Consider the following 22,513-nt stretch of genomic DNA (forward strand, 5'->3'; position numbering starts at 1 on the left):
TAAAACGTTTATCAGACAATCGCTTTGATCCGGTTTGCGGCCGCGGACTGCTCCTCCGCCACGCGGATCAGCTTGCCTTTGGATTCGTTCACGCCGGCTTCCTGCACTTCGACCGTACATACCCGGCCGATCATCTCTTCCGGCGCCTCGAATACCATCTGTATATAGTTGTCGCTGTAGCCCATCAGCAGGCCGCTGTCTTCGGCGGCACCTTTGTAGGCGCGCTCCGGAATGACTTCCAGCTGTTTGCCCACATATTGCTTGGCGTACTCCAACTGCATTCTCTCCGACAAATCGATCAGCTCGTGAACGCGTGCGTTCTTGATCTCTTCGTCGATTTGGTCCAGCATCCGCGCGGCGGGCGTTCCCGTCCGTTTGGAATACGGGAATACGTGCATTTCGGCGAACTTCATCTGTTCCATAAAGGCATAGCCTTCGCGGAACATTTCGTCCGTTTCGCCCGGGAAGCCGACGATGATGTCCGTCGTGATGGCCGCGCCCGGCAGCGCTTTATGGATCAGCTCGATTTTACGGCCGTATTCGGCGGTCGTATATTTGCGGCGCATCCGTGCCAGAACCTGGTCGTTGCCGGCCTGGAGCGGAATGTGCAGATGACGGCACATTTTATCGGAGGCGCCGAGCACTTCCAGTACTTCGTCCGTAATCTGGCTCGCTTCGATCGAGGAGATCCGGATCCGGTTCAAACCGTCTACCTTGTCCAGATCCCACAATAGGCGGGCCAAGCTGTAATCTTCCATATCTTCACCGTAGCCGCCGGTGTGAATGCCCGTCAGCACGATTTCTTTGTAGCCCGCGTCAACGAGCATGTGCGCCTGCTTGACTACGCTCTCCGGCTCCCGGCTGCGCATAAGGCCGCGCGACCACGGAATGATGCAGAAGGTGCAGAAATTGTTGCAGCCTTCCTGGATTTTCAGAAACGCGCGGGTGCGGTCGGCAAAATCCGGTACGTCCAGTTCCTCGAACTGGCGCGTTTTCATGATATTGCGCACGGCGTTGATCGGCTGGCGCTCCTGTTGGAACTGCTTCACCAGGGAAATGATTTTGTCGCGGTCCTGCGTCCCGATGACGAGATCGACGCCCGGAATCGCCATGATTTCGGCCGGCGAAGTCTGCGCGTAGCAGCCCGTCACGGCCACGATGGCCTCCGGATTGCGACGCACGGCGCGGCGGATCATTTGGCGGCTTTTCTTGTCGCCGGTATTCGTAACGGTACACGTATTAATCACGTAAACGTCCGCCGTCTGTTCAAAATCGACCTGTTCATACCCTTCGCCTTTGAACTTCTGCCAGATCGCTTCGGTATCGTAAAAATTAACTTTACACCCCAAGGTGTGAAATGCCACAGTTGACATGAAGTTATCCTCCCATCTCTCCGGATTCGTATAGGATGCACGCAAGCCCGACCATAGCGGCCGTCTCCGTGCGTAAAATTCTCCGTCCGAGCGACACGGACACGCAGCCCGCAGCCTCGGCCTCGCGGATCTCCTGCTCGGTGAATCCGCCTTCGGGGCCTACAAGAAGCAGCAGCTTCGACGGCTTTCCGTCCGCTGCGCTGTCCGCACCCGCTGTCCGCGAAGCTCCGATTTCGTCCGTCCGGCTGTCCCGTGATCCGAAATAACGGCGGATCGCCGTTCCGATGCCGAATCCGTCTTCTTTCTCGTAGCAGATCCAGGCTCCGTCGGCGGCTTCGGAAACCAGCTTCAAAAGAGCTTTCCACGAAAGCACGGGCTCGATGACCGGAATCCGGTTCCGGTGCGCCTGTTCCGCCGCTTCCTTGGCTATTTTATTCCAGCGCTCGGCGCGCTTGGCTTCTTTCTTCGCATCGTACTGGACGACGGTCCGTTCGGACACGAACGGCAGAAAACGCGCGGCTCCGATTTCGGTCCCCTTCTGGATGACCGTCTCCATTTTGTCGCCCTTCGGCAGACTTTGCGCGATCCATACCTCGACGGCAGGCTCCGCGCTCATTTCCAGCGTCTCGACGATTTTCGCTTCGACGCGGTTTTTGTCGACCGCCGTAATTTCAACGATCGCTTCACGGCTGACGCCGTCGCTGCAAATGCAGCGGTCGCCCTCTTCGGCACGCATGACGCGCACGAGATGATGGGCATCGTCGCCTGTAATCGCGACGGAATCCGCGCCGAAATCTCCGGCTGGAATGAAATATCTTTGCATTGCGGCCACTCTTTTCTTTGTCGAAAATGCTAAAAATCGCGTACATTTCATCTTACAATGTTCTGGTCTCAAAAGCTACCGCTGGCACAAATTTTCACAAAACCGGCCGGGGCTGCCCGGCCTTCTGCGCCATTTATGAGATAGGCCTGTCCCCTCCGTGAGAACAGCGCGGCGCCCTTTTATCGGATCAGTCTGAAAAACTGGTCGATGGGCAGCCGCTGGCCGAACAGTGAACCGATCAGATCGTTAAACGCGTAAATGATATCGTACTGCAGCGAGAAAATCGGCCCCAGCGTCACCCGGTACAACGGCGGGACAAACGCAACCAGCAGCAGGACAAGCATCCCCCACTGCTCATATTGCCTGAGCTTTTCGCGCCCGGCGACCGGGAGCACATCCTCCAAAATCCGGTATCCGTCGAGCGGAGGAACCGGAAGCAAGTTCAAGATGAACAGCAGCACGTTCATTTTCACGAACAGAATCATAAAAATAAGCACAGCCTTCTGAACGCCGGCGGACCAGCCCACGATTCCCGTGTAATTCAGCAGCACATAGAATACGATAAGCCCGAGAAAACCGAGCACCAGATTGCTGAAAGGCCCGGCGAAGCTGACGATGACGCCCATAAGGCGGGGCTTTTTGAAATTCGAGCGCCGGACGGGAACGGGCTTCGCCCAGCCGAACCCGGCGATGACGAACAGCAGCGTCCCCAGCACATCGAGATGGACGCGGGGATTCAGCGTCACCCGGCCCTCCTTGTAAGCGGTAGGGTCCCCGAATTTGTAAGCCGAGTAGGCGTGCGCGAACTCATGCACCGTAAAGGCGATGATGAGCACGAGCAGCGTGAACGGCAGCAGCTGTAAAATGGCGTTGAAATCCCCCATGCCGCCCGCCTACCGTTTCCGCGCGATCAGCACGACCCACTCTCCGTCGCGGCGCACGTCCTCGACTTCGAAGCCTGCGGCGAGAAGGCCGTTTTCCACATCTTTCTGCTTGCTTAGAATGACCCCGGACACGACATAGCAGCCGCCCGGCGCCAACACTTTGTATACATCGTCAAGGAAGAGCAGAATAATTTCCGCCAAAATGTTCGCGACGACCACCTGAACGGGGAGTTTCACGCCGAGATCCGCGCCCCCGCCCGCTTCGCTTTCTTTGAAAACGCCCAGGAGATCGCTCAGCTTCACGTGAATCTGATCCTCCAGGCCGTTGAGCTTGGAGTTCTCGCTTGCGCTCGAAACCGCAACCGGGTCAAGGTCGACGGCAAGAACGCGCCGGGCTCCGAGCTTGGCCGCAGCGATCGACAGGATGCCGGATCCCGTACCCACGTCGATCACATCTTCGCCGCCCTTGATGACCTCTTCAAGGGTCTTGAGGCACAGCGACGTGGTCGCATGCGTTCCCGTTCCGAAAGCCATTCCCGGATCGAGCTCCAGAATAATCTCGCCTTCCGATGCCGTATATTCTTCCCATGTCGGTTTGATCGTTAAACGTTCCGTAATGCGGACAGGTTTAAAATACTGCTTCCAGGCGTTCGCCCAGTCTTCGTCGTCCACCTCGCGCAGCTCGTAAGACGGATTCCCCGTATCGATGCCGAATTCGGCCAGCCCTTCAACCGACTGCTTGAGCGTAGTCATAATGGATTCCAGGTCGGTTCCTTCCACGAAGTACCCTTTGATAACGGCGCGGCCTTCCGGAATATCGTTAAAAGGCAGCTCGTACCACTGTCCGAGCGAAGTATCCCGCTTCTTATTCAACGTGCCGGATTCTTCGATGGAAACCCCTCCGGCTCCAAATTCATGAAGAAAATTAGAAATCATTTCAACGGCTTGTTCCGTCGTGTTTACCGTAATTTCATGCCAACGCATCGCAGCTTGTTCCCCCTTGCGGATTTTAACCTTGCTTATCCGCTCACATATCTTGTTATTGTACTATACTTTACAAGTCCGGTAAAACCGTCCGCACCGGCCGCGATACCGGCTTATGCGGAGTATGCAAAAAAGCTCTCACTCTCCGCTGTGAAACCGGAGGTGAGAGCTTTTGCCGATGCCGGTGGGCTTCCGGCTGATCGGCAGCGCGATTTCACCGGCCGCGCGTCGGTTGCGCGTTATGCGCGCCATACGCCGTGTAACCGGCCACGGCTGGCCCCTGTGCGGGGAAGCGGTCGCAGCGTCCGGCCGGGTTACAGGCCGGACGTCAGATCTCGCCCCCGCATTCGCGGATCACACGCATCGCCTGGTGATGCGTGCTCTCGTCCACCACGACCGTCAGCAGAATATCGCGGCCGGTCGGCATCCCCGACCCGCCGTCGCTCATTCCGCTGGCGGTAGGGTCCGCCGCCGCGAGAATGCCGGCGTCGTGCGAATACCACTCGGCACTCTGCGTCAAGTTGCCGAGGCTGGCGAAATCCCCGGTCAGCGGATTCATCTGCCGCTGAACGCCTTCTCCCTGAAAGCGGTCGAACCTGGCGATCTGCATGTCGATCACCCGCAGTGCTTTCAGCTTGGCTTCCGCCCCCTGGGCTTCCTCGGGGGAGCGGAAAGTCGCGAGTATGCTCTTCTCGCTCATGAACCCTGCCGCTCCTGACGGCTGTCCGCGGCATTCGCGCGCTGCAGGGCTTCCAGATCCTCCGCGTCGGCTTCTTCCGAGCTGAACTCCACATCCTCGTTTTTGCCGATCGGAATCAGCTGAGAAATCTGTTCGTTCCGGTTTTCACTCATCGTTTTGCGCCTCCTTATGCAAGCTAAAAATTAGCATGCTTTACAGAGGCTCTTTTTATGCAGCAGGCAACGCCCGCTCGGGCCTATCGTCGTCCGTTTGAACCGGATTTCTTACGATTTATCCGCCAGCTTTCATTAATTGCCGGAATCGTCCATTTGGATTTTTTTCACGTCCCGTTTCGCGACCGCAACCAGATAAATCAGATAAACGACGCCGACTGCCGTCCAGATCAATCCCAGTGTCATCGAATGACGGTCCAGATGCGTCCAGATGTACGCCACAAATCCCGCTCCGATCAGAGGGGCAACCAGATACCGCATATAATCGCCGAAGCTTCTCTGCTTCTTTTTGAAAATATAATGGATAATGACGGAAAGGTTCACAAACGTGAACGCAATCAGCGCCCCGAAGTTAATAAACGAGGTTGCCGTCACGAGATCGAGCTTTAACGCGATCAGCGATATACAGCCGATAAACAGGACATTATAGACCGGCGTCCCCGTTTTTGGATGCACATATCCGAAAAATTTCCTCGGCAAATAGCTGTCCCGGCCCATGGCGTACAAAAGCCGGGTAACGCTGGTCAGGGAAACGAGGCCCGAAGCCAGTGTGGACGAAAGCGCCGCGGACAGGAACACGAGCTGAAACACCTTGCCCCCGATAAACAGGGCGATTTCCGGTGAAGCTCCCTCCGGGTCTTCGAATACGGAAACGTCCGGGAACAGCGACTGGGTAAAGTAGGAAGCCGTCATAAACAGGAGTCCGCCGATCATCGCGACGAGAATGATGGCCCGCGGCGTGTTCTTTTCGGGATCTACCGTTTCTTCGGTCAATGTCGATACCGCATCGAATCCGAGGAAGGCGAAGCACAGGATCGAGGCGCCAACGAGCAGGGCGGGGATGGACATATCCGGGGCGTAGAAAGGCTGAGCGGTAAACACCTCTCCGACTCCTTGCCCGTTCATGAGACCTTTTACGGCGAGTGCGGCGAACAGGATGACAACGACGATCTGGAACAGCACGAGGAACGTGTTGACCGAAGCCGTTATTTTCACCTTAAGCAGGTTCAGCGCCGTAATAAAGAGCACAAAACCGACGATCCAGATCCAGGCCGGAATTTCCGGGAAAACCGCGGACAAATAAATGCCGGTCAGCAGAGCGTTGATCATGGGCAGGAATAAGTAATCCAGCAGCGCCGCCCAGCCGACCAGAAAGCCCGCATACGGATGAATCGTATTCCGCGCGTATGCGTAAGCGGAGCCGGCCGTCGGGTAAACTCTCACCATTTTGCCGTAACTGGACGCGGTGAAAAGAATCGCCAGCAGAGTCAGCGCATAAGCGGCCGGGACGTGCCCTCCCGTTTCCTCCGACACGATTCCGTACGTATCGAACACCGCCATAGGAGCCATATATCCAAGGCCGATGACCACGATATGCCAAAGCTTAAGCGTCCGCTGCAATTCCATGTTGGGTTTCACGTAAGATTCTCCTTTTGCGTTGAAAATTGCCGTCCGCGCTCCCGTGGCGGAGCGCCTCTATAAGGGCACAACGAATTATTATACAGGAAATTGCATGATGTTCCAGCCCGAAATTTTAACCATCCGCACAAGAAAAAGCACCTCTCCGCCAGGGAAAGGTGCTTGCTTCGCAGGCATGCGCCATGCGGTACTCTATCCGGGAATCAATCTCCGCGGAACGCTTTGCGCATCCGGTCAAAGAAGGACTCCTCGTGCTCTTTCGTATCTTCTCCGCTTACTTTCGCGAACTCGCGGAGCAGATCCTTTTGCTCTTCGGTCATGTTTTTTGGCGTCACGATCACGACGCGCACGTGCTGGTCGCCCTGTCCGTAGCCGCGAAGCTTCGGTACGCCTTTGCCGCGCAGGCGGAAATACGTTCCCGTATCCGTGCCCGCAGGAATTTTGAGCTTCACTTTCTCCGTCAGCGTCGGCACTTCCACTTCCGCGCCGAGCGCAGCCTGAACGAAGGTCAGCGGCATATCCAGATAAATATCGTCGTCCCTGCGCTCGAAATATTCGTGCGCCTTTACGTGAATAACGACGTACAGGTCACCCGCCGGGCCTCCGCGCGTACCGCTTTCGCCCTCTCCGCTGACGCGCAGCTGAGCGCCGTCGTCTACGCCGGCCGGGATTTTGATGTGTATCTTGCGCTGTTTCTTGACCTTGCCGGAGCCGCCGCACTCTCCGCACTTGTGACGGATAATTTTGCCCTGGCCGTTACAGGTCGAACAAGGACGGCGGTTCACGATACGGCCGAACGGCGTATTCTGAACCACTTCCTGCTGACCCGAACCTTGACAGGTGGTACAAGTCTCCGGGTGTGTCCCCGGTTTGGCGCCCGAACCCGAGCACTTGTCGCAGTTTTCCGTGCGCGGAATCTGCAGGTCAAGCTCCTTGCCGAATACCGCTTCCTTGAATTCGATTTGCAGGTTATACTGCAGATCGCTTCCGCGCTGAGGCGCGTTCGGATTGCGCCGGCCGCCGCCTCCGCCCCCGAAGAACATGTCGAAGATGTCCCCGAATCCTCCGAAATCGGCGCCGCCCATACCTCCGCCGCCCATTCCCTGATTCGGATCGACATGCCCGAAACGGTCATACGTCGAACGCTTCTGATCGTCGCCCAATACGTCGTACGCTTCTTTGGCCTCTTTGAACTTCGTTTCGGCATCGTCTGCCTTATTTACGTCCGGATGATACTGGCGCGCCAGCTTCCGATACGCTTTTTTGACATCCTCCGCGGACGCGTCCTTGCCCACGCCCAGCACTTCGTAATAGTCCCGTTTACTCATCGCTCCACCCCCGCTGCTTTAACGGCAACCCCAACCGGACGGTCTTGTCAAAACATAGGGAAAGTCAAAGCCGTTTTCGGACGGCTTTGACTTCTCTTTGTGTCTGACAGTTCCCGGTGTGAAATTCCCTTATTTCTTGTCTTTGTCCTCGTCAACTACTTCGTAATCCGCATCGACTACGTTGTCTTTCTTGCCGGCGTCGGACGCTTCGCCTGCCGCGTCGCCCGCTCCCTGCTGCTGAGCAGCCTGCTCATACAGCTTCACGGAAAGCTGCTGAACCACTTCGGTCAGCTCTTCCGTAGCCGCTTTGATTGCATCCAGGTCGTTGCCTTCGAGCGCCTGCTTCACTTTTTCCTTCGCCGCGTTCGCTTTGTCGATCTCGGCTTGGTCTACTTTGTCGCCCAGTTCCTTGATCGTTTTGTCCGTGCTGTAAACAAGTTGGTCAGCCTGGTTGCGGACTTCGACGAGTTCTTTGCGGTTGCGGTCTTCTTCGGCGTGCGCCTCCGCATCCTTCATCATTTTATCGATTTCTTCGTCGCTCAGGCCGCTGGAAGAAGTGATCGTGATCTTCTGGCTTTTGCCTGTACCTTTATCGAGAGCGGACACGTTAACGATCCCGTTCGCGTCGATATCGAAGGTAACTTCGACTTGCGGAATGCCGCGCGGAGCCGGAGGAATATCTCCCAGCATGAAGCGTCCGAGTGTTTTGTTATCGTTAGCCATCGAGCGCTCGCCTTGCAGAACGTGGATTTCCACGCTCGTCTGGTTGTCCGCGTAAGTGGTGTACACTTGCGATTTGCTCGTAGGAATCGTTGTGTTGCGGTCGATCATTTTGGTGAATACGCCGCCTGCCGTTTCGATACCGAGGGACAGCGGAGTTACGTCCAGAAGGACCACGTCTTTAACGTCGCCGGTAAGAACGCCTGCTTGAACGGCAGCGCCCAGAGCAACGACTTCATCCGGGTTAACCCCTTTATGAGGATCTTTACCGATGAGCTTTTTGATTTCTTCGACAACAGCCGGAATACGAGTCGATCCGCCGACCAGTACGACTTTGTCGATTTGGCTTGGGGACAAGCCTGCATCGCTCAGAGCCTGGCGAGTCGGGCCCAGTGTTCTTTCAACCAGAGAAGCGGAAAGCTCTTCGAACTTGGCGCGGGTCAGGTTAAGCTCCAAGTGCTGAGGCACTCCGTCGACAACGGTAATGAACGGCAGGGAAACGGTCGTTGTCAGGACGCTGGAAAGCTCTTTCTTGGCTTTCTCGGCCGCATCTTTCAAACGCTGCACAGCCGCTTTGTCCTTGCTCAGGTCGATGCCGTGCTCTTTCTTGAATTCAGCCGTCAGGTGGTCGATGATCACTTGGTCGAAGTCGTCGCCGCCCAGCTTGTTGTCGCCGCTTGTCGCTTTAACTTCGAAGAAGCCGTCGCCGAGTTCAAGGATAGATACGTCAAACGTACCGCCGCCCAGGTCGTACACGAGGATCGTCTGATCTTCGGATTTCTCCAGACCGTAAGCAAGTGCGGCCGCGGTAGGCTCGTTGACGATACGGAGCACTTCGAGACCGGCGATTTTACCGGCGTCTTTGGTCGCTTGACGCTGGCTGTCGTTGAAATAAGCGGGAACCGTGATTACCGCTTGCGTTACCGGAGAGCCCAGATAAGCTTCCGCGTCGGCTTTCAGCTTTTGCAGAATGATCGCGGAAATCTCTTGAGGCGTGTAGTCCTTGCCGTCAATGGATTCCTTATGGTTCGTACCGATGTGACGCTTGATGGAGATAATCGTACGGTCCGGATTCGTGATGGACTGGCGTTTTGCCGTCTCGCCCACAACACGCTCCCCGTCTTTCTTGAAGCCCACTACGGATGGAGTGGTGCGGTTTCCTTCGGCGTTAGGGATAACGACGGCTTCGCCGCCTTCCATTACGGCTACGCAGGAGTTGGTGGTTCCTAAGTCAATACCGATTACTTTGCTCATAATAATCTATTTCCTCCTTATTAGGGGTGTGTATATATGAATTCGCCGGGCCTAAAGCCCCTGCGGCTTACATGCTGACTTTAACCATCGAAGGACGGATCACTTTATCCTTCAGCATGTAGCCCTTCTGGACTTCTTCCACAACGATGCCTTCTTCATGCTCATCCGATTCCACCTGCATGATCGCCTGGTGAAATTCCGGGTTAAAGGGCTGGCCTACCGCTTCGATCGGCGTCAGACCCTCCTGGGTCATCACCTGATCGAGCTGTCTGTACACCATTTCGATCCCTTTGGTAAGAGCTTCGAAATCCTGCGTCTCGCGGCTGGAAACCAGCGCACGGTCGAAATTGTCGATGACCGGCAGCATTTGTTCGATCAGCTTAAGAGAAGCGTATTTCGCAAACTCTTCTTTCTCCTGGCGTGTACGGCGGCGGAAATTGTCGAAATCGGCTTGAGCGCGCAGCAAACGCTGCTGGCTCTCCTCGGCCGCTTTACGAAGCTCATCCAGCTCCGCGTTCGTCGCGCCTTCCGCATCAGGAGCCGCTGCTTCGGCAGCTTCTGCTTGTTCCGCGTCATATGTAGCTTTTTCTGCTTCCGCGGCGTTCGTATCCGGGTTGATGTTCTTTGTTTCTTCGGTACTCACTTGTCGTGTTCACCTCCTTGAAAGAGTGGACGGGCCGGCGCCTGCCGGCCACGTTTAAGTTTGCCCCAGCTAATCCCGCTTAAACTTCGTGTAAAATCTCATTGTAAACCGGTCTCTTTATTTGTACCACCTTGACAGAAGAACTTCCATATTGGCGGACAAGTGCTCGAGAAGCCGGATCACTTTGGCATATTCCATCCGCGTAGGCCCGAGTATCCCGATCGTTCCAAGCGGCTGATCGTCATACGAATAGGTCGCCGTAATCAGGCTGCAATCGTTCATGGCGGCCAGACTGTTCTCCGAACCGATCTTGATTTGGAGTCCTGTAGGCGATGAAGTCACCAATTTGAATAAAACCGGAGTTTGCTCCAGCAGATCCAAAATATTTTTAACTTTATCCACATCTTTAAATTCCGGCTGTGTCAGCATATTGGTCGTGCCGCCCAGGAAAATGCGGTCTTTCTCGTCATTCTCAAGCACGCTCTCGACCATCGTCAGAAGCTCGTGGTAGCCCACGGCATACTTGTTCAGCTCGCCGGCCACTTCCGTATACAGCTTCGACTTGAACTGCAGCAGCGGTACTCCTTGAAGGCGCGCGTTCAACAAATTGACGACCTTCTCGATTTCGTTCATCGGCAATCCTGGGGGGATCGCAACGGTTTTATTCTCGACATGCCCCGTATTCGTCACGATAATCGCAACGGCGGTCTTGTCGTTCAGCGGAATAATTTGCAGATGTTTCAGCGTATTGGTAAAAACCTCGGGGCCGAGCACAATCGATGTGTAATTGGTCAAACCGGACAACATATTCGCCGTATGCTGGATGACTTCTTCCATCTCCTGGACCTTCTCCGCGAAGAAAAGCTTCACTGTCTCCAGCTCGTGAGCGTCCAGTGTACCGTGCCGCACCAGGTGATCTACATAATAACGGTACCCTTTATGAGAAGGAATACGGCCTGCTGACGTATGCGGCTGCTCCAGAAAGCCCAATTCTTCGAGATCCGACATTTCGTTGCGGATCGTGGCCGGACTGAAACCGACATCGCCCCGTTTGGAAATGCTTCTGGAACCGATCGGCTCCGCGGAACGAATATAATCATCTACAATGGCATTCAAAATCATCCGCTGACGCTCCGTCAACATAGTAACTCCTCCTTTGCATATGGGTAAACCGCCGCATGAATGTGCCCCTCGGGCACGATCCGCTTCGTTAGCACTCAACCTTAACGAGTGCTAATTCCTACTACAAAAATAACAGACCTTTCGGCCTGTTGTCAAGTTCAATCCAACTCCCGGAGTACCGCAATCTCGTCGCAGCAGTACTGTTTTTTACAGTGGATGCAATCGGTCCACACTTTTTCCGGAAAGATATGTTTCGGCACGATTCTAAAGCCGTTTTTCTGAAAAAATTTCACTTCGTATGTGAGGGCCATTACCTTCGTAACGGACAGGCGCTGCGCCTCCTCCAGCAAGGAATCCACCAGCTTGGTCCCGACGCCCTGCCCCTTGTAATCCTCGGAAACGCCCAACGAGCGGATTTCCACCAGATTCTCGCCGAGCCTCGTCAGCGACCCGCAGCCGATCAGCGCGCCTTCGTCTTCCGCCACTACAAAAGTATCCAAATGCTGCCGGACCATCTCGCGGTCTCGGGGGAGCATAATCCCTTGACGTGCATATCCTTGTATAATATGTACGAGTTCTTCTATATCGTCTTCCGTTGCTCTGCGGCAAGCCACTGTCATCTCGCATCCCACCATTCGCCTGCTGAAAATATAGGTAAAAATAGGAACAAATAAAAAAAACCACTTGTACAATCGTTATGCGGAATTGGTATATTGAATAAATATACATCAGCATGCATAATCGCACAAGTGGCATTTTATAAAATTTTGAAGGGATGTTGACCTGTAAAAGACGAGCGCATCCACGCTCTTGCCTGCCGCTATTCGAGGAAGGAAGCAAACACGTCGTTGCCGAACAAAATTCCTTGTTCCGACAAACGGATCTTGTTTCCGGAACGTTCCAGGAGCCCCCGACTGATCAGGTCCTCCAGAGTCTTCCCGAATTTCTCCTCCACCGGAATACCGAATTGAGCGGTAAAATCGTCTCCGCTGATTCCTTCCAAGAGACGCAAGCCCACCATCATGAAGTCCTCCATCGCCTCCTGCTCCGTCACAGGGAATCTTTCCAGATGCGGGAGGCCCTCTTTCGTCCGGTCAATATAAGGCTGGACGCCTTTGACATTCACATGGCGGTGTCCTTCGGCATAGCCGTGAGCCCCCGCGCCAAGGCCGTAATAAGGCTGATTGCGCCAGTACGTCGTGTTGTGCCGGCTTTCGTAACCGGGGCGTGCGAAATTGCTGATTTCATACTGACCGTAGCCCGCTTCTTTCAAACGGCGCATAATGAGCAGGTACATGTCCAGCTCGTCGTCCTCGCTCGGGAGCGGAAGCTGGTTTTTGTGGTACATCGTATGGAACAAGGTGTTCTCTTCCACCTTCAAACTGTAGATCGAATAATGCTTGAGATCAAGAGCCAGTGCCGCGTTCAGGGTCTTCTCCATCATTTCCGGCGTCTGGTTAGGCAGCCCGAACATCAAATCGATCGACATGTTGTCGAAGCCCGCCTTCGCCGCATTTTCCAAGCTCCGGTAAACGTCGTCCGTGTTATGAATGCGGCCGATCGTCTCCAGCAGGCCGTTGTCGAACGACTGGACGCCGAATGAAATGCGGTTGACGCCGCCTTCTTTCATCGCTGTCAGCTTTTCGAGGTCCGTTGTCCCGGGGTTGGCCTCCATGGAAAATTCCAGATTCTCATGCTGATCCGGGAAATACGTTCTCACCAGCTTCAGAAAATGCGCCATCTGATCCGGCAGCAGAACCGTCGGCGTGCCTCCTCCCACGAAGATCGTCGCGATCTTTCCGGGCGGCTGCGCCTGCACCGTACGCTCCATCTCACGCTCAAGGGCATCCAGATAGTCCATGACGGGCTGGCCTTTAAGGACATAAGAATTGAAATCGCAGTAAAAGCATTTGTTCGTACAGAAAGGGATATGGATATAAACCGCCTCGGGGGCGGTATAACGTGTGTTCATTGCGGGTAGTTCCTTTCCAGAAAGGGTCCGGCATGAAGCCGTTCCTTCATTGTACTATGAAATGCGGAAAAGATCGAAGGCAATAAAAATAGGAGCGCGCGGCTCCTATTTCTCGGTCATACATTCAAATTAGTTATCGTCGATACGAAGTACCGCCATGAACGCTTCCTGCGGCACTTCCACGCTGCCGACCTGCTTCATCCGCTTCTTGCCTTCCTTCTGCTTCTCCAGCAGTTTCCGTTTCCGCGAGATGTCGCCGCCGTAACATTTGGCCAGAACGTTCTTCCGCATCGCCTTGACGGTTTCGCGCGAAATGATTTTCTGTCCGATGGCGGCCTGAATCGGCACTTCGAACATTTGCCGCGGGATAAGCTCTTTGAGCTTTTCGCAAATAATGCGGCCCCGGTTGTAGGCGCCGTCCCGGTGAACGATGAATGACAAGGCATCCACCTGCTCGCCGTTGAGCATAATGTCCATTTTGACCAGGTTGGATTTCTTGTACCCGGAAATTTCATAATCGAACGAAGCGTAACCCTTCGTCCGGGATTTCAGAAGATCGAAGAAGTCATACACGATTTCCGCAAGCGGAATGTCGTAAGACAGCGTTACCCGGTTCGTGTCCAGGTACTCCATGTTGATGAACTCGCCGCGCTTGCCCTGGCACAGTTCCATGATCGCGCCGACAAAGTCGTTCGGCACGATGACCGACGCCTTCACGTAAGGCTCCTCAACGAAGTCGATGCGCTGCGGATCCGGATAGTTCGACGGGTTGTCGATCTCGATGATCTCGCCGTTCGTCATCGTGATGCGGTAAATAACGCTTGGCGCCGTCGTAATCAGCGGAATGTTGAATTCGCGCTCGATGCGTTCCTGGATGATCTCCATATGGAGAAGGCCCAGGAATCCGCAGCGGAAACCGAAGCCGAGCGCGGAGGACGTCTCCGGCTCGTACGTTAGCGACGCGTCGTTAAGCTCCAGCTTCTCGAGCGCTTCGCGCAGATCGTTGTAATCCGATGTTTCGATCGGGTAAAGCCCGCAGAACACCATCGGATTGATTTTGCGGTAGCCGGGCAGCGGTTCCGCCGCCGGTTTGAGCGCGTTCGTGACCGTATCCCCGACGCGCGTGTCGCCGACGTTCTTGATCCCGGCCACGACAAAGCCGACATCGCCGACGTTCAGCTCGTCTACGATGGACATGCGCGGCTTGAAAGCGCCGACTTCGATCACGTCGAAGACTTTGCCCGTCGCCATGAACTTGATTTTCGTGCCGGCCTTGATAGCGCCGTCCACGACACGCACGTACACGATAACGCCTTTGTACGGGTCGTAGTGCGAATCGAAGATGAGCGCTTTCAGCGGCTCGTCCGGATCGCCCTGCGGGGCGGGTACCTTCTGGCACACTTGCTCCAAAATTTCCTTGATGCCGATACCGGCTTTGGCGGAAGCCAGAACCGCTTCGCTCGCATCCAGCCCGATCACATCTTCCACTTCCTGCTTGACGCGTTCCGGATCGGCACTCGGCAGGTCGATCTTGTTGATGACCGGGAGAATCTCCAGATTGTTGTCCAGGGCCAGATATACGTTGGCCAGCGTCTGGGCTTCAATCCCCTGGGCCGCGTCCACAACGAGCAGCGCGCCTTCGCAGGCGGCCATACTCCGCGAAACTTCATACGTGAAGTCGACGTGTCCCGGAGTGTCGATCAGGTTCAGGATATATTCCTGACCGTCGTCGGCCTTGTAGTTCAGGCGTACCGCCTGAAGCTTGATGGTGATACCGCGTTCCCGCTCAAGGTCCATCGTGTCGAGAACCTGTTCCTGCATTTCACGAGACGAAAGAGCCCCTGTGAATTCAAGGATGCGGTCCGCGAGCGTAGATTTACCGTGATCAATATGTGCGATAATCGAAAAGTTTCGAATTTGCTTTTGTCTTTGCCGAATGTCAGTCATGCCTAACCCCCACACAGTTACATACAGTACCTTTTATTATATCAGTCCGGCGGGGCTGCGGCAATGCTAAACCGTTATGGGGTGTTTTGCCTTATTTGACGACCCATTCGAACATCGAAACCACGCCGTCCATTCCGCTTTGAGCGGTGATTTGCAGCAAATCTCCCAGCTTGTTGCCCAGGTGGTTCATCGATCCGGCCTCAAGCGGATCTCCCGTCCCGAGCGGACGGGGCGTCGGTTTCGGCGGGGCCGGCGTCTCCGCAGGCCGGTTCGCGCTTTCCGCCGTCCGGGCGGAACCGGCGTTACCGGCCGCCGCATCCGGGCCTGCCGCCGGGCTTGGCGCGGATGCCCCCGTTCCCTGCGCCTGGCTTGTAACGCCAGGCTGCTGCCCGCCGCTCCGGCCGCCTCCGGTCCGGATGAACGTCTCCTCCGGCAGGGAGCCGGATGTGGCGGGACCGCCGCTCCCGCCCGTTCGCGCCGCTCCCCCGGAGCCGCCTCCCGGGCCCTCGATGCGGTTCATGCCGCGCGAGGCCAGGTCCACCCCGAACATGATGCAGAAGCAAAGAATAATTCCGTATACGAACAGCTTCCAGTACCAGCGCGGCATGATGATCCCTCCGGTTCTTAATTTGAATTTTTCTTGAATGAAGCATCCCTTTGTCCGTTCCGCTTCCAGCCTTAACCGGCCCGCGGCTTACGACTTTTTGCCTTGCGCGGGAGCCGTTACTTTTTCCGCATCGAGAATCACTTCCGACACCGCTTTTGCCAGCAGCTCCACCGTCCGGTAGCATTCCTCCAGAGAGTTGTAAGGGCCGCCCACTTCAATCAGCACGCTGTTCGGCGAGAAGTTCTGATTGTAGACGCCGTTTACCTCGTGGCCTGTCTTGGCGTGAATGCCTTTGGAAACGCCGGGCGCCTTTGCTTCCAGCACCTCGTGGATTTTCCCCGCGAATGCTTCGTTTTCTTTCCACTTGGGATTGTCTCCTCCCAGAATAAAATACACCTGCGCGTAGTCTTTGCCGTTCAGCGTAACCGTCGTGCGTTTGCGTTCCTGGGAATCGCGGTGGATATCAAAGAAAAACTTCAGGTCCGGATGTGCGTTCGCGGCGGCTTCCAGCGTCTGGAGAGAATATTTATAAGAGTAGGCATATTTAAAATCTTTAATCATATTCGGGTATATGGCATCGGAATGAACGGCCCCTACCCCTTCTTTTTCCAATGCTTCCGCCAGTTTCTTGCCGACCATGGTCACGTTCGTTTTGGCATCGTAGGCTTTATCCGGATCGGTGACGCCTTTGAGCTCGGGGAGGAACGATTCGTTGCTGTGAGACTGATAAATAAAAGCGATGTTCCGGCCAGGTCCTTTGGGCTTCTGATCCGCGGGCGCCTGGCTTGGCGCGGGTGACGGGGCGGAAGATGCTTCCGGGGCCGTCCCTCCGGTTGTCCCGTTCACCGCTCCTTCCGCGGGTGTGTATTCGACCGGACCGCTTGCATCGCCGTCTTTGCCCGAGCGCAGCACGGTGCTCTTGTCCGCTTTCAGACCGGGGACCTCCTGGGCAATCAGACTTTTCGGATCGCCGGGGTTCACATCGGTCAGGAACCGGACCGCAAAGCTCATCATATTTTGCTGGGAAAAAGTGAATTTACGACTGTCGTTCCTCAAATGAGGAACTTCCAATCCGAGCATGTCGAGAAAAAACTGATTGGAGACCGAAGCCGCCAACCCTTTCATGGATGAAACGGGCGACGTGGACAACTTCGATTGCAGCATGCTCCCGACCCCAAGCAGGATAAACAGGCAGAGGGTAAACAAACTAAGCGATATCGTGGTTTTTCCGATGACTCCGGCGCTCTGGAACGTTTGGCGGATTTTGCTGAGATTGAAGGTGACGGCATTCCTTTTCATGGGGATTCCTCCTAGCGAATGGGCTTGTACATGTCCGGATTTAGGCGGCTCGCGCCTCGCGGCGGCGAATCTATCTACTCCCAATCTATGAACTTCACTCTTTCACTAGAACTCTCTCTCCGAAAAAAATCCGCCGCCCCGCGCACAAAAAAACCGGTTCCCTGAGGAACCGGCCGCAAGACTCCGCCGCTTATGCTTAATGCGTATAGGCGGCAACGTTCGCCGAATCTACCGCCTCGTGCAGAGCCGCATTCAGCCCGGAAGCGATGATATTCGCGATATCTTCGATAAATTCGTCAATTTCCTTCGGAGTGACGAGAAGATCGTGCCCGAGCGGATTCAGCACCTCGCGGACAAGCGACAGCCGTTCTTGTTCCGGCAAATCGTCCAGCATGCCGAGAATTTCATGCGTGTTGGACGTCTGGGTGCGGAAATGGTGCTGCATCATGTCGATGCACGAATTTACGATCGTGGATGCGTACACGACCGTCGGCACACCGATTGCGATGACCGGCACGCCAAGTGTCTCCAGGGTCAAACCGCGGCGTTTGTTGCCGATACCGGAACCGGGATTGATCCCGGTGTCTGCGATCTGGATCGTCGTGTTCACCCTCTCCAGCGCGCGCGAAGCAAGAGCGTCCACGGCAATCACGAGATCCGGTCTCGACTTCTCGACAATCCCTTCGACGATTTCGCTGCTCTCAATGCCTGTCGTCCCCAGTACGCCCGGAGCAACCGCGCTGACGGGACGGTAGCCGGGGCTGACCTGGCCCGGCATCAATTCGAAATAATGCCGAGTGACAAGGATGTTTTCAACCACGAGCGGACCGAGCGCATCGGGAGTCACGTTCCAGTTGCCCAGCCCGACGATGAGCACCTTGGAATCTTTGCCGATTCCCGCTTTCTGCAAATACTGCTCAAACACCTGGGCGAACTTTGTAGCTACACGGTCTTGGAGCTGCGTATCTTTTTTTCTCAAATCAGGCACTTCGATCGTCATATACTGACCCGGCATCTTGCCGATGGCCTGTGCCCCTTCATCGTTTAAAACCTGAATCTGGGTAATGCGCATGCCGCCGTCTTCCCATATATCCGAGACCACTCCCGGTATTTCGGGGCTTTTCCTTGCTTCGGACGCCAGTTCTCTCGCCTCGAGCGCAAGATCGGTCCGGACCGTATACGCGCTAAGATCCGCCATTAAGATCTCCTCCTGTCCATTCTGTATGGCCCTAGTTTGCGGACACGGACCCTAATTTATACCGATGAACGTTCCCGGAAAGCGGGTGTGGAAAGCCTCCCCGTCAGCTATTGATTTTTAAAAGTCAGCGTGTTAAAATACTTAGAGTTGTCAACAATCATGGAAAACGTTCGATTGTGTACCTGAAGTAGGAGGTGAATGTCAATGCCAAACATCAAATCCGCGATCAAGAGAGTGAAAGTAAGTGAAAAACGTCGCCTGCGCAACGCTTCCGCGAAGTCCGCTCTTCGTACAGCTGTTAAAGCTTTCGAAACAACGGTTGCCAGCAATAACGTAGATTCCGCTAAAGAAGCTCTGATCAACGCTACCAAAAAATTGGACAAAGCAGCTTCTAAAGGATTAATCCATAAAAATGCAGCTAGCCGCAAGAAGTCCCGTTTAGCGAAGAAGCTCAACGCTCTTTCCGCACAAGGCTAATAAGCAGGACCTACACATAGGTGATAAAAAAGACCGGAGCCCTTGGCTCCGGTCTTTTTTTTGCATACATGGCGAGTCTGGCCGTCCGCAAAGGAACGCAACCTATATGAAGTTGGTCTGCTGTACGCGAGTACCCCCGTCCCATTGATGATCCGGCCCGGCCGTACCAAAAGATCGGCCTAAGCGGCCGGACCCGGGGAATCGGCTCTTGGATTTTGGCACTGCCGTGGAGCTTTCCCGGCCCCCACATCCCCTCTTCGTGCCCGCGAAAGCTCTGCTTCCGCCGGTTTCCCCGCCCGGCTTAAGCCGCCAGGCCGAGAAGAAAGAGTTCAAGGCCGAGTACCTTGTCGATGCCACCGCTCTTCATTTTAAAATCGAGATCGGCTAGCTGCGACACGATCCGGCTCAGCTTCTCGACATCGTATGCCCGGGCTTGTCCCTCCGCTACCTTCACGGCGTACGGGTGTAGGCCAAGCTGCCCTGCGATTTGCTGGTGCGAATAGCTCTGCTTGGAGAGTTCCTTCACCTGGAGCATAATCCGGAATTGACGGGCCATCAGCATCACGATCTTGATCGGCTCCTCTTTCTGCTTGAGGAGCTCCTCCAGGAGCGCAAACGCCCGGTCCAGCCGCAGCTGGACCACCTGCTCGATCAGAATGAACACATTCTGCTCCGTGCTGCGAACCACGAGAGAATCAATCAGTTCGGGGGTCGCTGTTCCTCCCCGCCCGACGTTAAGAGAAATTTTCTCGATCTCCGCGGCCAGCGACTGAAGATGCCCGCCCGTGTACAATACGAGCTGGTCGACGACTCCGTCCCCAAGCTCTAAGGATTCCCGTTTCGCCTGCCGGCGCACCCAGGCTTGCAGCTCTTCGGCCGTCAACGGAAGGCAGGGCACGAGCGCCTTTTTTTCTTTGAGCTGCTTCACCAGCTTTTTCCTCTCGTCGAGCTTGTCCACGGAAACCGTAAAGACAAGGACGGTAAAATCGACGGGAGCCCCTAAATACTCCGTTAAACGGTCCAGTTGGTGGTCGACCTTCCCGCTGTCCCTGCTGCCTGTGAGAAACTGGGCATTCCCGGCGATAATCAGTTTGCGCGGCACCATAAAAGGCAGCGTTTCGGCGTCGGCAATGACATTCTGGACGGGAACCTCATTCAAATCGTATTTGCTTACCGCAAAATCGAGATGTTCCGGTTCGATCATCTTATCGGTAAGTCTCCGGATAAACTGCTCGATCAGATAAGACTCGCTTCCATAGGCGACGTACACCGGAGCGAATTTTTGTTCATCTATGCTTTTCATCGCTTGTTTGTAATCCATTCGTTCGTTCCCCTCTGCATAAATCCCTGCTCTCATCTTACCAATGACAAAGGGATTACGTCAAAACGGAATCCCACCGTCTTGCCGTAATCCCTTTGCCTGAGCAGAAAGAGAATACGCTGCCACCGCATGTTACCCGTACGAGCAGCATCTATTTAAACACCGGAGAAGAGCTCTAGAAACTCTTGACCGAGTGACAGTAAACCCGCGTTTTCTCCTGTCATTCTCCTCAGCTTTGCGATAATTTCTCTTTGATCGATTGTTAATACAGCATACGCGCTAAGCCGTCAAAGGTGCGTGTCAGACACAAAAAGAAGCATGCCTTATTTGGCACGCTCCTGCTTTGTTTTCAAGGAGACGACATACTCCTGCTTCGTGTTGCCGCTGCTTACTTCGTAGACGAACTCGTCGTTGCCGTTCCAGCCGACAAGCCGCAGCGTATCGGTCTCTTTCCACTGCTTGGCGGATACGTAAACGGAAGTTCCGTCCGTTTTGACAATCGTAAGTTTGTGCTCTTCGATCTTCGCGCTCAGCTTGCCGTCGGGAGACGTTCCTCCGGTACCTGCGGCAGTGAACGTGTGGACATCTTTCTTGTCCGGATCGGTCGTGGCGATCTTGCCGCCCGTCTGTCCGTCTCCCGATCCCGAAGTACCGCCGGACGTATCGCCGGAGCCTGGAGATACTCCACGGTCCACAGTCGGATTGTCGGTACCGACCGGGGCCTTGCCTTCGTTCGCAGAAGCGTCCGATTGTTTATTCGGCTGCGGGGTAGAAGTCGTTCCGGGCTGTTCCTTGCGGGACCCTTCTTCTTTCGGAGAATCGGAACCTGATTTCTGCTGTTCCGCACCGCTTCCCTTGTCTGTATCTCCGGTCGATGCGGTCCGATCCGTCCGATTCGCTTCGCCGTTTGAATCCGTCTGCGACTTGCCGGCGCTTTTGGAATCTCCGGGCGTATGGGTCGCAGGCGGCGCCGTCGGCGTACCGCCGCTTTGCTTGCCCGATGCGTTCTCATCCGGAATGATGGCAGGCTGCACCGCTTTTGCCCCCGTATCTGCGTTTTCCGTATTTGTTCCGGTCAAGGCCGAAAACATGCCCGCCGGACCCGATTGAGCCGGACGGTCCATGTTGAACGCGAAAAACCCGAGTACAAAGCCGGCAGCCACAACGCCGCTGACTGTTTTCCAGGAGACATGCGCGGCTATGCGGCGAGTCCAAGGAAGCTGTTCCGGGGAACGCGGGGAACGGCCGACTGCGGGAGACAGACCTGCGGCTTCTTCGCGCCGGTTGGACTTTTCTTCATCCAGCCGCTCAAGCTGCGGAAGAATCGAATCGACGATACTGAATGGCGGCATGATTTTCGGAAGGTTCTCCAATTCCTTGGACAGCAGGCGCAGCCGCTGCAGCATGGTGCCGCATTCCGAACATTCCTGGACGTGCTGATTGAGACGCTGCCGCTCCAGATCGTTCAAATCTCCGTCGAGATCTCTCTGCATCAGCTCTTTCACCTCTTTGCAATTCATCCCCGAACACCTCCTTTCTGATATTCATGAAGTAACCCTTGAAGCTGCTGTCTCGCCCGAAAAAGATAGGATTTAACCGTGTTCAGCGGAAGCCCCAGGCAATCCGCAATCTCGTGATAGGAGAAATCCTGCAAATACCGCAAAACAACGACCGATCGGTGGTGCTCGGGCAGTTTCTCGATAGCCTCTTGAATATCCTGCGCCAAGTAACCGATCATCACTTCGTCCTCAACGTCCTTGGGGGTAGTGAACGTAAGTTCGTGTTCTTCAATGGATACGGTCGGCTTCGTCTTGCGGAATTTGTCGATGCAGATATTGGTCACAATACGCTGAACCCACGTTTTAAAAAGAGCCTTCTCTTCATAAGACTGGATTTTCGTATAAATACGAATAAGCGCTTCTTGCGAGGCATCGAGGGCATCCTGCTCATTACCCAGCAGGTAATAAGCCGTGCGGTAGACATGGGTTTCAATTTGTCTTAATAAGGTAACTAGCGCTTCCCGGTCACCCGATTGTGCCGCTTTTACCATTTCGGGCGCTACCACAAGAATCCCCCTCTCTTGCAACTATACAGACGCATTTATGTACATGAATGTTGCAACTTATCATCAAATTTAGTACTTTCATTCTATAAGAATATCAAAAATTTTTCCGAAGGTACACTTAAGCCGGAGATTATTAACAAAATGGGGAAAGTACGCGTAATAAGC

General features: G+C 54.9%; 21 protein-coding genes. 1 reads left to right on the forward strand and 20 read right to left on the reverse strand.

Annotated elements, in window-relative coordinates; all coding sequences use genetic code 11:
- Positions 1-11: 11 nt before the first annotated feature.
- The 17 genes from mtaB to gpr all read right to left on the reverse strand — a co-directional run bounded on the left by mtaB (position 12) and on the right by gpr (position 18,485).
- Positions 12-1,373: a tRNA (N(6)-L-threonylcarbamoyladenosine(37)-C(2))-methylthiotransferase MtaB gene (gene mtaB / locus PCH01S_RS13635; RefSeq protein WP_042230134.1), complete on the reverse strand. Its 1,362-nt coding sequence runs from the start codon at positions 1,371-1,373 to the stop codon at positions 12-14.
- A 4-nt stretch (positions 1,374-1,377) separates the two neighbouring features.
- On the reverse strand, positions 1,378-2,196 hold the full coding sequence (locus PCH01S_RS13640) for a 16S rRNA (uracil(1498)-N(3))-methyltransferase (RefSeq protein WP_042230135.1): 819 nt from the start codon (positions 2,194-2,196) through the stop codon (positions 1,378-1,380).
- A 179-nt stretch (positions 2,197-2,375) separates the two neighbouring features.
- Positions 2,376-3,080, reverse strand: coding sequence for a site-2 protease family protein (locus tag PCH01S_RS13645; RefSeq protein WP_042230137.1), 705 nt, complete (start codon positions 3,078-3,080; stop codon positions 2,376-2,378).
- 9 nt (positions 3,081-3,089) lie between these two features.
- On the reverse strand, positions 3,090-4,064 hold the full coding sequence (prmA, locus tag PCH01S_RS13650; RefSeq protein WP_042230138.1) for a 50S ribosomal protein L11 methyltransferase: 975 nt from the start codon (positions 4,062-4,064) through the stop codon (positions 3,090-3,092).
- Positions 4,065-4,392: 328 nt separating this feature from the next.
- Positions 4,393-4,764 (reverse strand): hypothetical protein, encoded by a 372-nt coding sequence (locus PCH01S_RS13655; protein WP_042230140.1) that lies wholly within the window; start codon positions 4,762-4,764, stop codon positions 4,393-4,395.
- Positions 4,761-4,916: a YfhD family protein gene (locus PCH01S_RS29785; RefSeq protein ID WP_084706598.1), complete on the reverse strand. Its 156-nt coding sequence runs from the start codon at positions 4,914-4,916 to the stop codon at positions 4,761-4,763. The genes PCH01S_RS13655 and PCH01S_RS29785 overlap by 4 nt, the downstream gene beginning before the upstream one ends.
- A 135-nt stretch (positions 4,917-5,051) precedes the next feature.
- Positions 5,052-6,395: an APC family permease gene (locus PCH01S_RS13660; protein WP_084706599.1), complete on the reverse strand. Its 1,344-nt coding sequence runs from the start codon at positions 6,393-6,395 to the stop codon at positions 5,052-5,054.
- Positions 6,396-6,598: 203 nt separating this feature from the next.
- The gene (gene dnaJ, locus PCH01S_RS13665; protein ID WP_042230142.1) at positions 6,599-7,723 is read right to left on the reverse strand and encodes a molecular chaperone DnaJ; all 1,125 of its coding nucleotides are present in this window, start codon (positions 7,721-7,723) and stop codon (positions 6,599-6,601) included.
- A gap of 129 nt (positions 7,724-7,852) precedes the next feature.
- Positions 7,853-9,697: a molecular chaperone DnaK gene (gene dnaK, locus PCH01S_RS13670; protein WP_042230144.1), complete on the reverse strand. Its 1,845-nt coding sequence runs from the start codon at positions 9,695-9,697 to the stop codon at positions 7,853-7,855.
- A 67-nt stretch (positions 9,698-9,764) separates the two neighbouring features.
- Positions 9,765-10,340 carry a nucleotide exchange factor GrpE gene (grpE, locus tag PCH01S_RS13675; protein WP_042230145.1) on the reverse strand — a complete coding sequence of 192 codons (576 nt, stop codon included), beginning with the start codon at positions 10,338-10,340 and terminating at the stop codon, positions 9,765-9,767.
- Between the two features lie 117 nt (positions 10,341-10,457).
- On the reverse strand, positions 10,458-11,483 hold the full coding sequence (hrcA, locus tag PCH01S_RS13680) for a heat-inducible transcriptional repressor HrcA (RefSeq protein ID WP_042230147.1): 1,026 nt from the start codon (positions 11,481-11,483) through the stop codon (positions 10,458-10,460).
- A 137-nt stretch (positions 11,484-11,620) separates the two neighbouring features.
- Positions 11,621-12,082, reverse strand: a complete 462-nt coding sequence (locus PCH01S_RS13685) for an N-acetyltransferase (RefSeq protein ID WP_042230149.1) — start codon at positions 12,080-12,082, stop codon at positions 11,621-11,623.
- A 200-nt stretch (positions 12,083-12,282) separates the two neighbouring features.
- Positions 12,283-13,434 carry a radical SAM family heme chaperone HemW gene (gene hemW / locus PCH01S_RS13690; protein WP_042230150.1) on the reverse strand — a complete coding sequence of 384 codons (1,152 nt, stop codon included), beginning with the start codon at positions 13,432-13,434 and terminating at the stop codon, positions 12,283-12,285.
- Positions 13,435-13,563: 129 nt separating this feature from the next.
- Positions 13,564-15,381, reverse strand: coding sequence for a translation elongation factor 4 (lepA, locus tag PCH01S_RS13695; RefSeq protein WP_042230151.1), 1,818 nt, complete (start codon positions 15,379-15,381; stop codon positions 13,564-13,566).
- Between the two features lie 91 nt (positions 15,382-15,472).
- Positions 15,473-15,988 carry a hypothetical protein gene (locus PCH01S_RS13700; protein ID WP_042230152.1) on the reverse strand — a complete coding sequence of 172 codons (516 nt, stop codon included), beginning with the start codon at positions 15,986-15,988 and terminating at the stop codon, positions 15,473-15,475.
- An 87-nt stretch (positions 15,989-16,075) separates the two neighbouring features.
- Positions 16,076-17,287, reverse strand: coding sequence for a stage II sporulation protein P (gene spoIIP, locus PCH01S_RS13705; RefSeq protein WP_042230153.1), 1,212 nt, complete (start codon positions 17,285-17,287; stop codon positions 16,076-16,078).
- Between the two features lie 196 nt (positions 17,288-17,483).
- A complete protein-coding gene (gene gpr, locus PCH01S_RS13710) occupies positions 17,484-18,485 on the reverse strand; it encodes a GPR endopeptidase (protein ID WP_009675370.1) in 1,002 nt (333 codons plus the stop codon).
- Between the two features lie 204 nt (positions 18,486-18,689).
- Here gpr and rpsT point away from each other — a divergent pair, with 204 nt between their 5' ends.
- Positions 18,690-18,962 (forward strand): 30S ribosomal protein S20, encoded by a 273-nt coding sequence (gene rpsT, locus PCH01S_RS13715; RefSeq protein ID WP_042230156.1) that lies wholly within the window; start codon positions 18,690-18,692, stop codon positions 18,960-18,962.
- Positions 18,963-19,263: 301 nt separating this feature from the next.
- On the opposite strand, the gene holA is transcribed toward rpsT, so the two are convergent.
- The 3 genes from holA to PCH01S_RS13730 all read right to left on the reverse strand — a co-directional run bounded on the left by holA (position 19,264) and on the right by PCH01S_RS13730 (position 22,333).
- Complete coding sequence (gene holA / locus PCH01S_RS13720; RefSeq protein WP_042230158.1) at positions 19,264-20,283, reverse strand: DNA polymerase III subunit delta; 1,020 nt, start codon at positions 20,281-20,283, stop codon at positions 19,264-19,266.
- A gap of 323 nt (positions 20,284-20,606) precedes the next feature.
- On the reverse strand, positions 20,607-21,803 hold the full coding sequence (locus PCH01S_RS13725) for an anti-sigma factor family protein (protein ID WP_042230160.1): 1,197 nt from the start codon (positions 21,801-21,803) through the stop codon (positions 20,607-20,609).
- Positions 21,800-22,333, reverse strand: a complete 534-nt coding sequence (locus PCH01S_RS13730) for an RNA polymerase sigma factor (RefSeq protein ID WP_254634720.1) — start codon at positions 22,331-22,333, stop codon at positions 21,800-21,802. The genes PCH01S_RS13725 and PCH01S_RS13730 overlap by 4 nt, the downstream gene beginning before the upstream one ends.
- Positions 22,334-22,513 lie beyond the last annotated feature (180 nt).

Origin of the sequence: Paenibacillus chitinolyticus NBRC 15660 (assembly GCF_000739915.1) — a bacterium.
GTDB classification, from domain to species: Bacteria; Bacillota; Bacilli; order Paenibacillales; family NBRC-103111; genus Paenibacillus_F; species Paenibacillus_F chitinolyticus.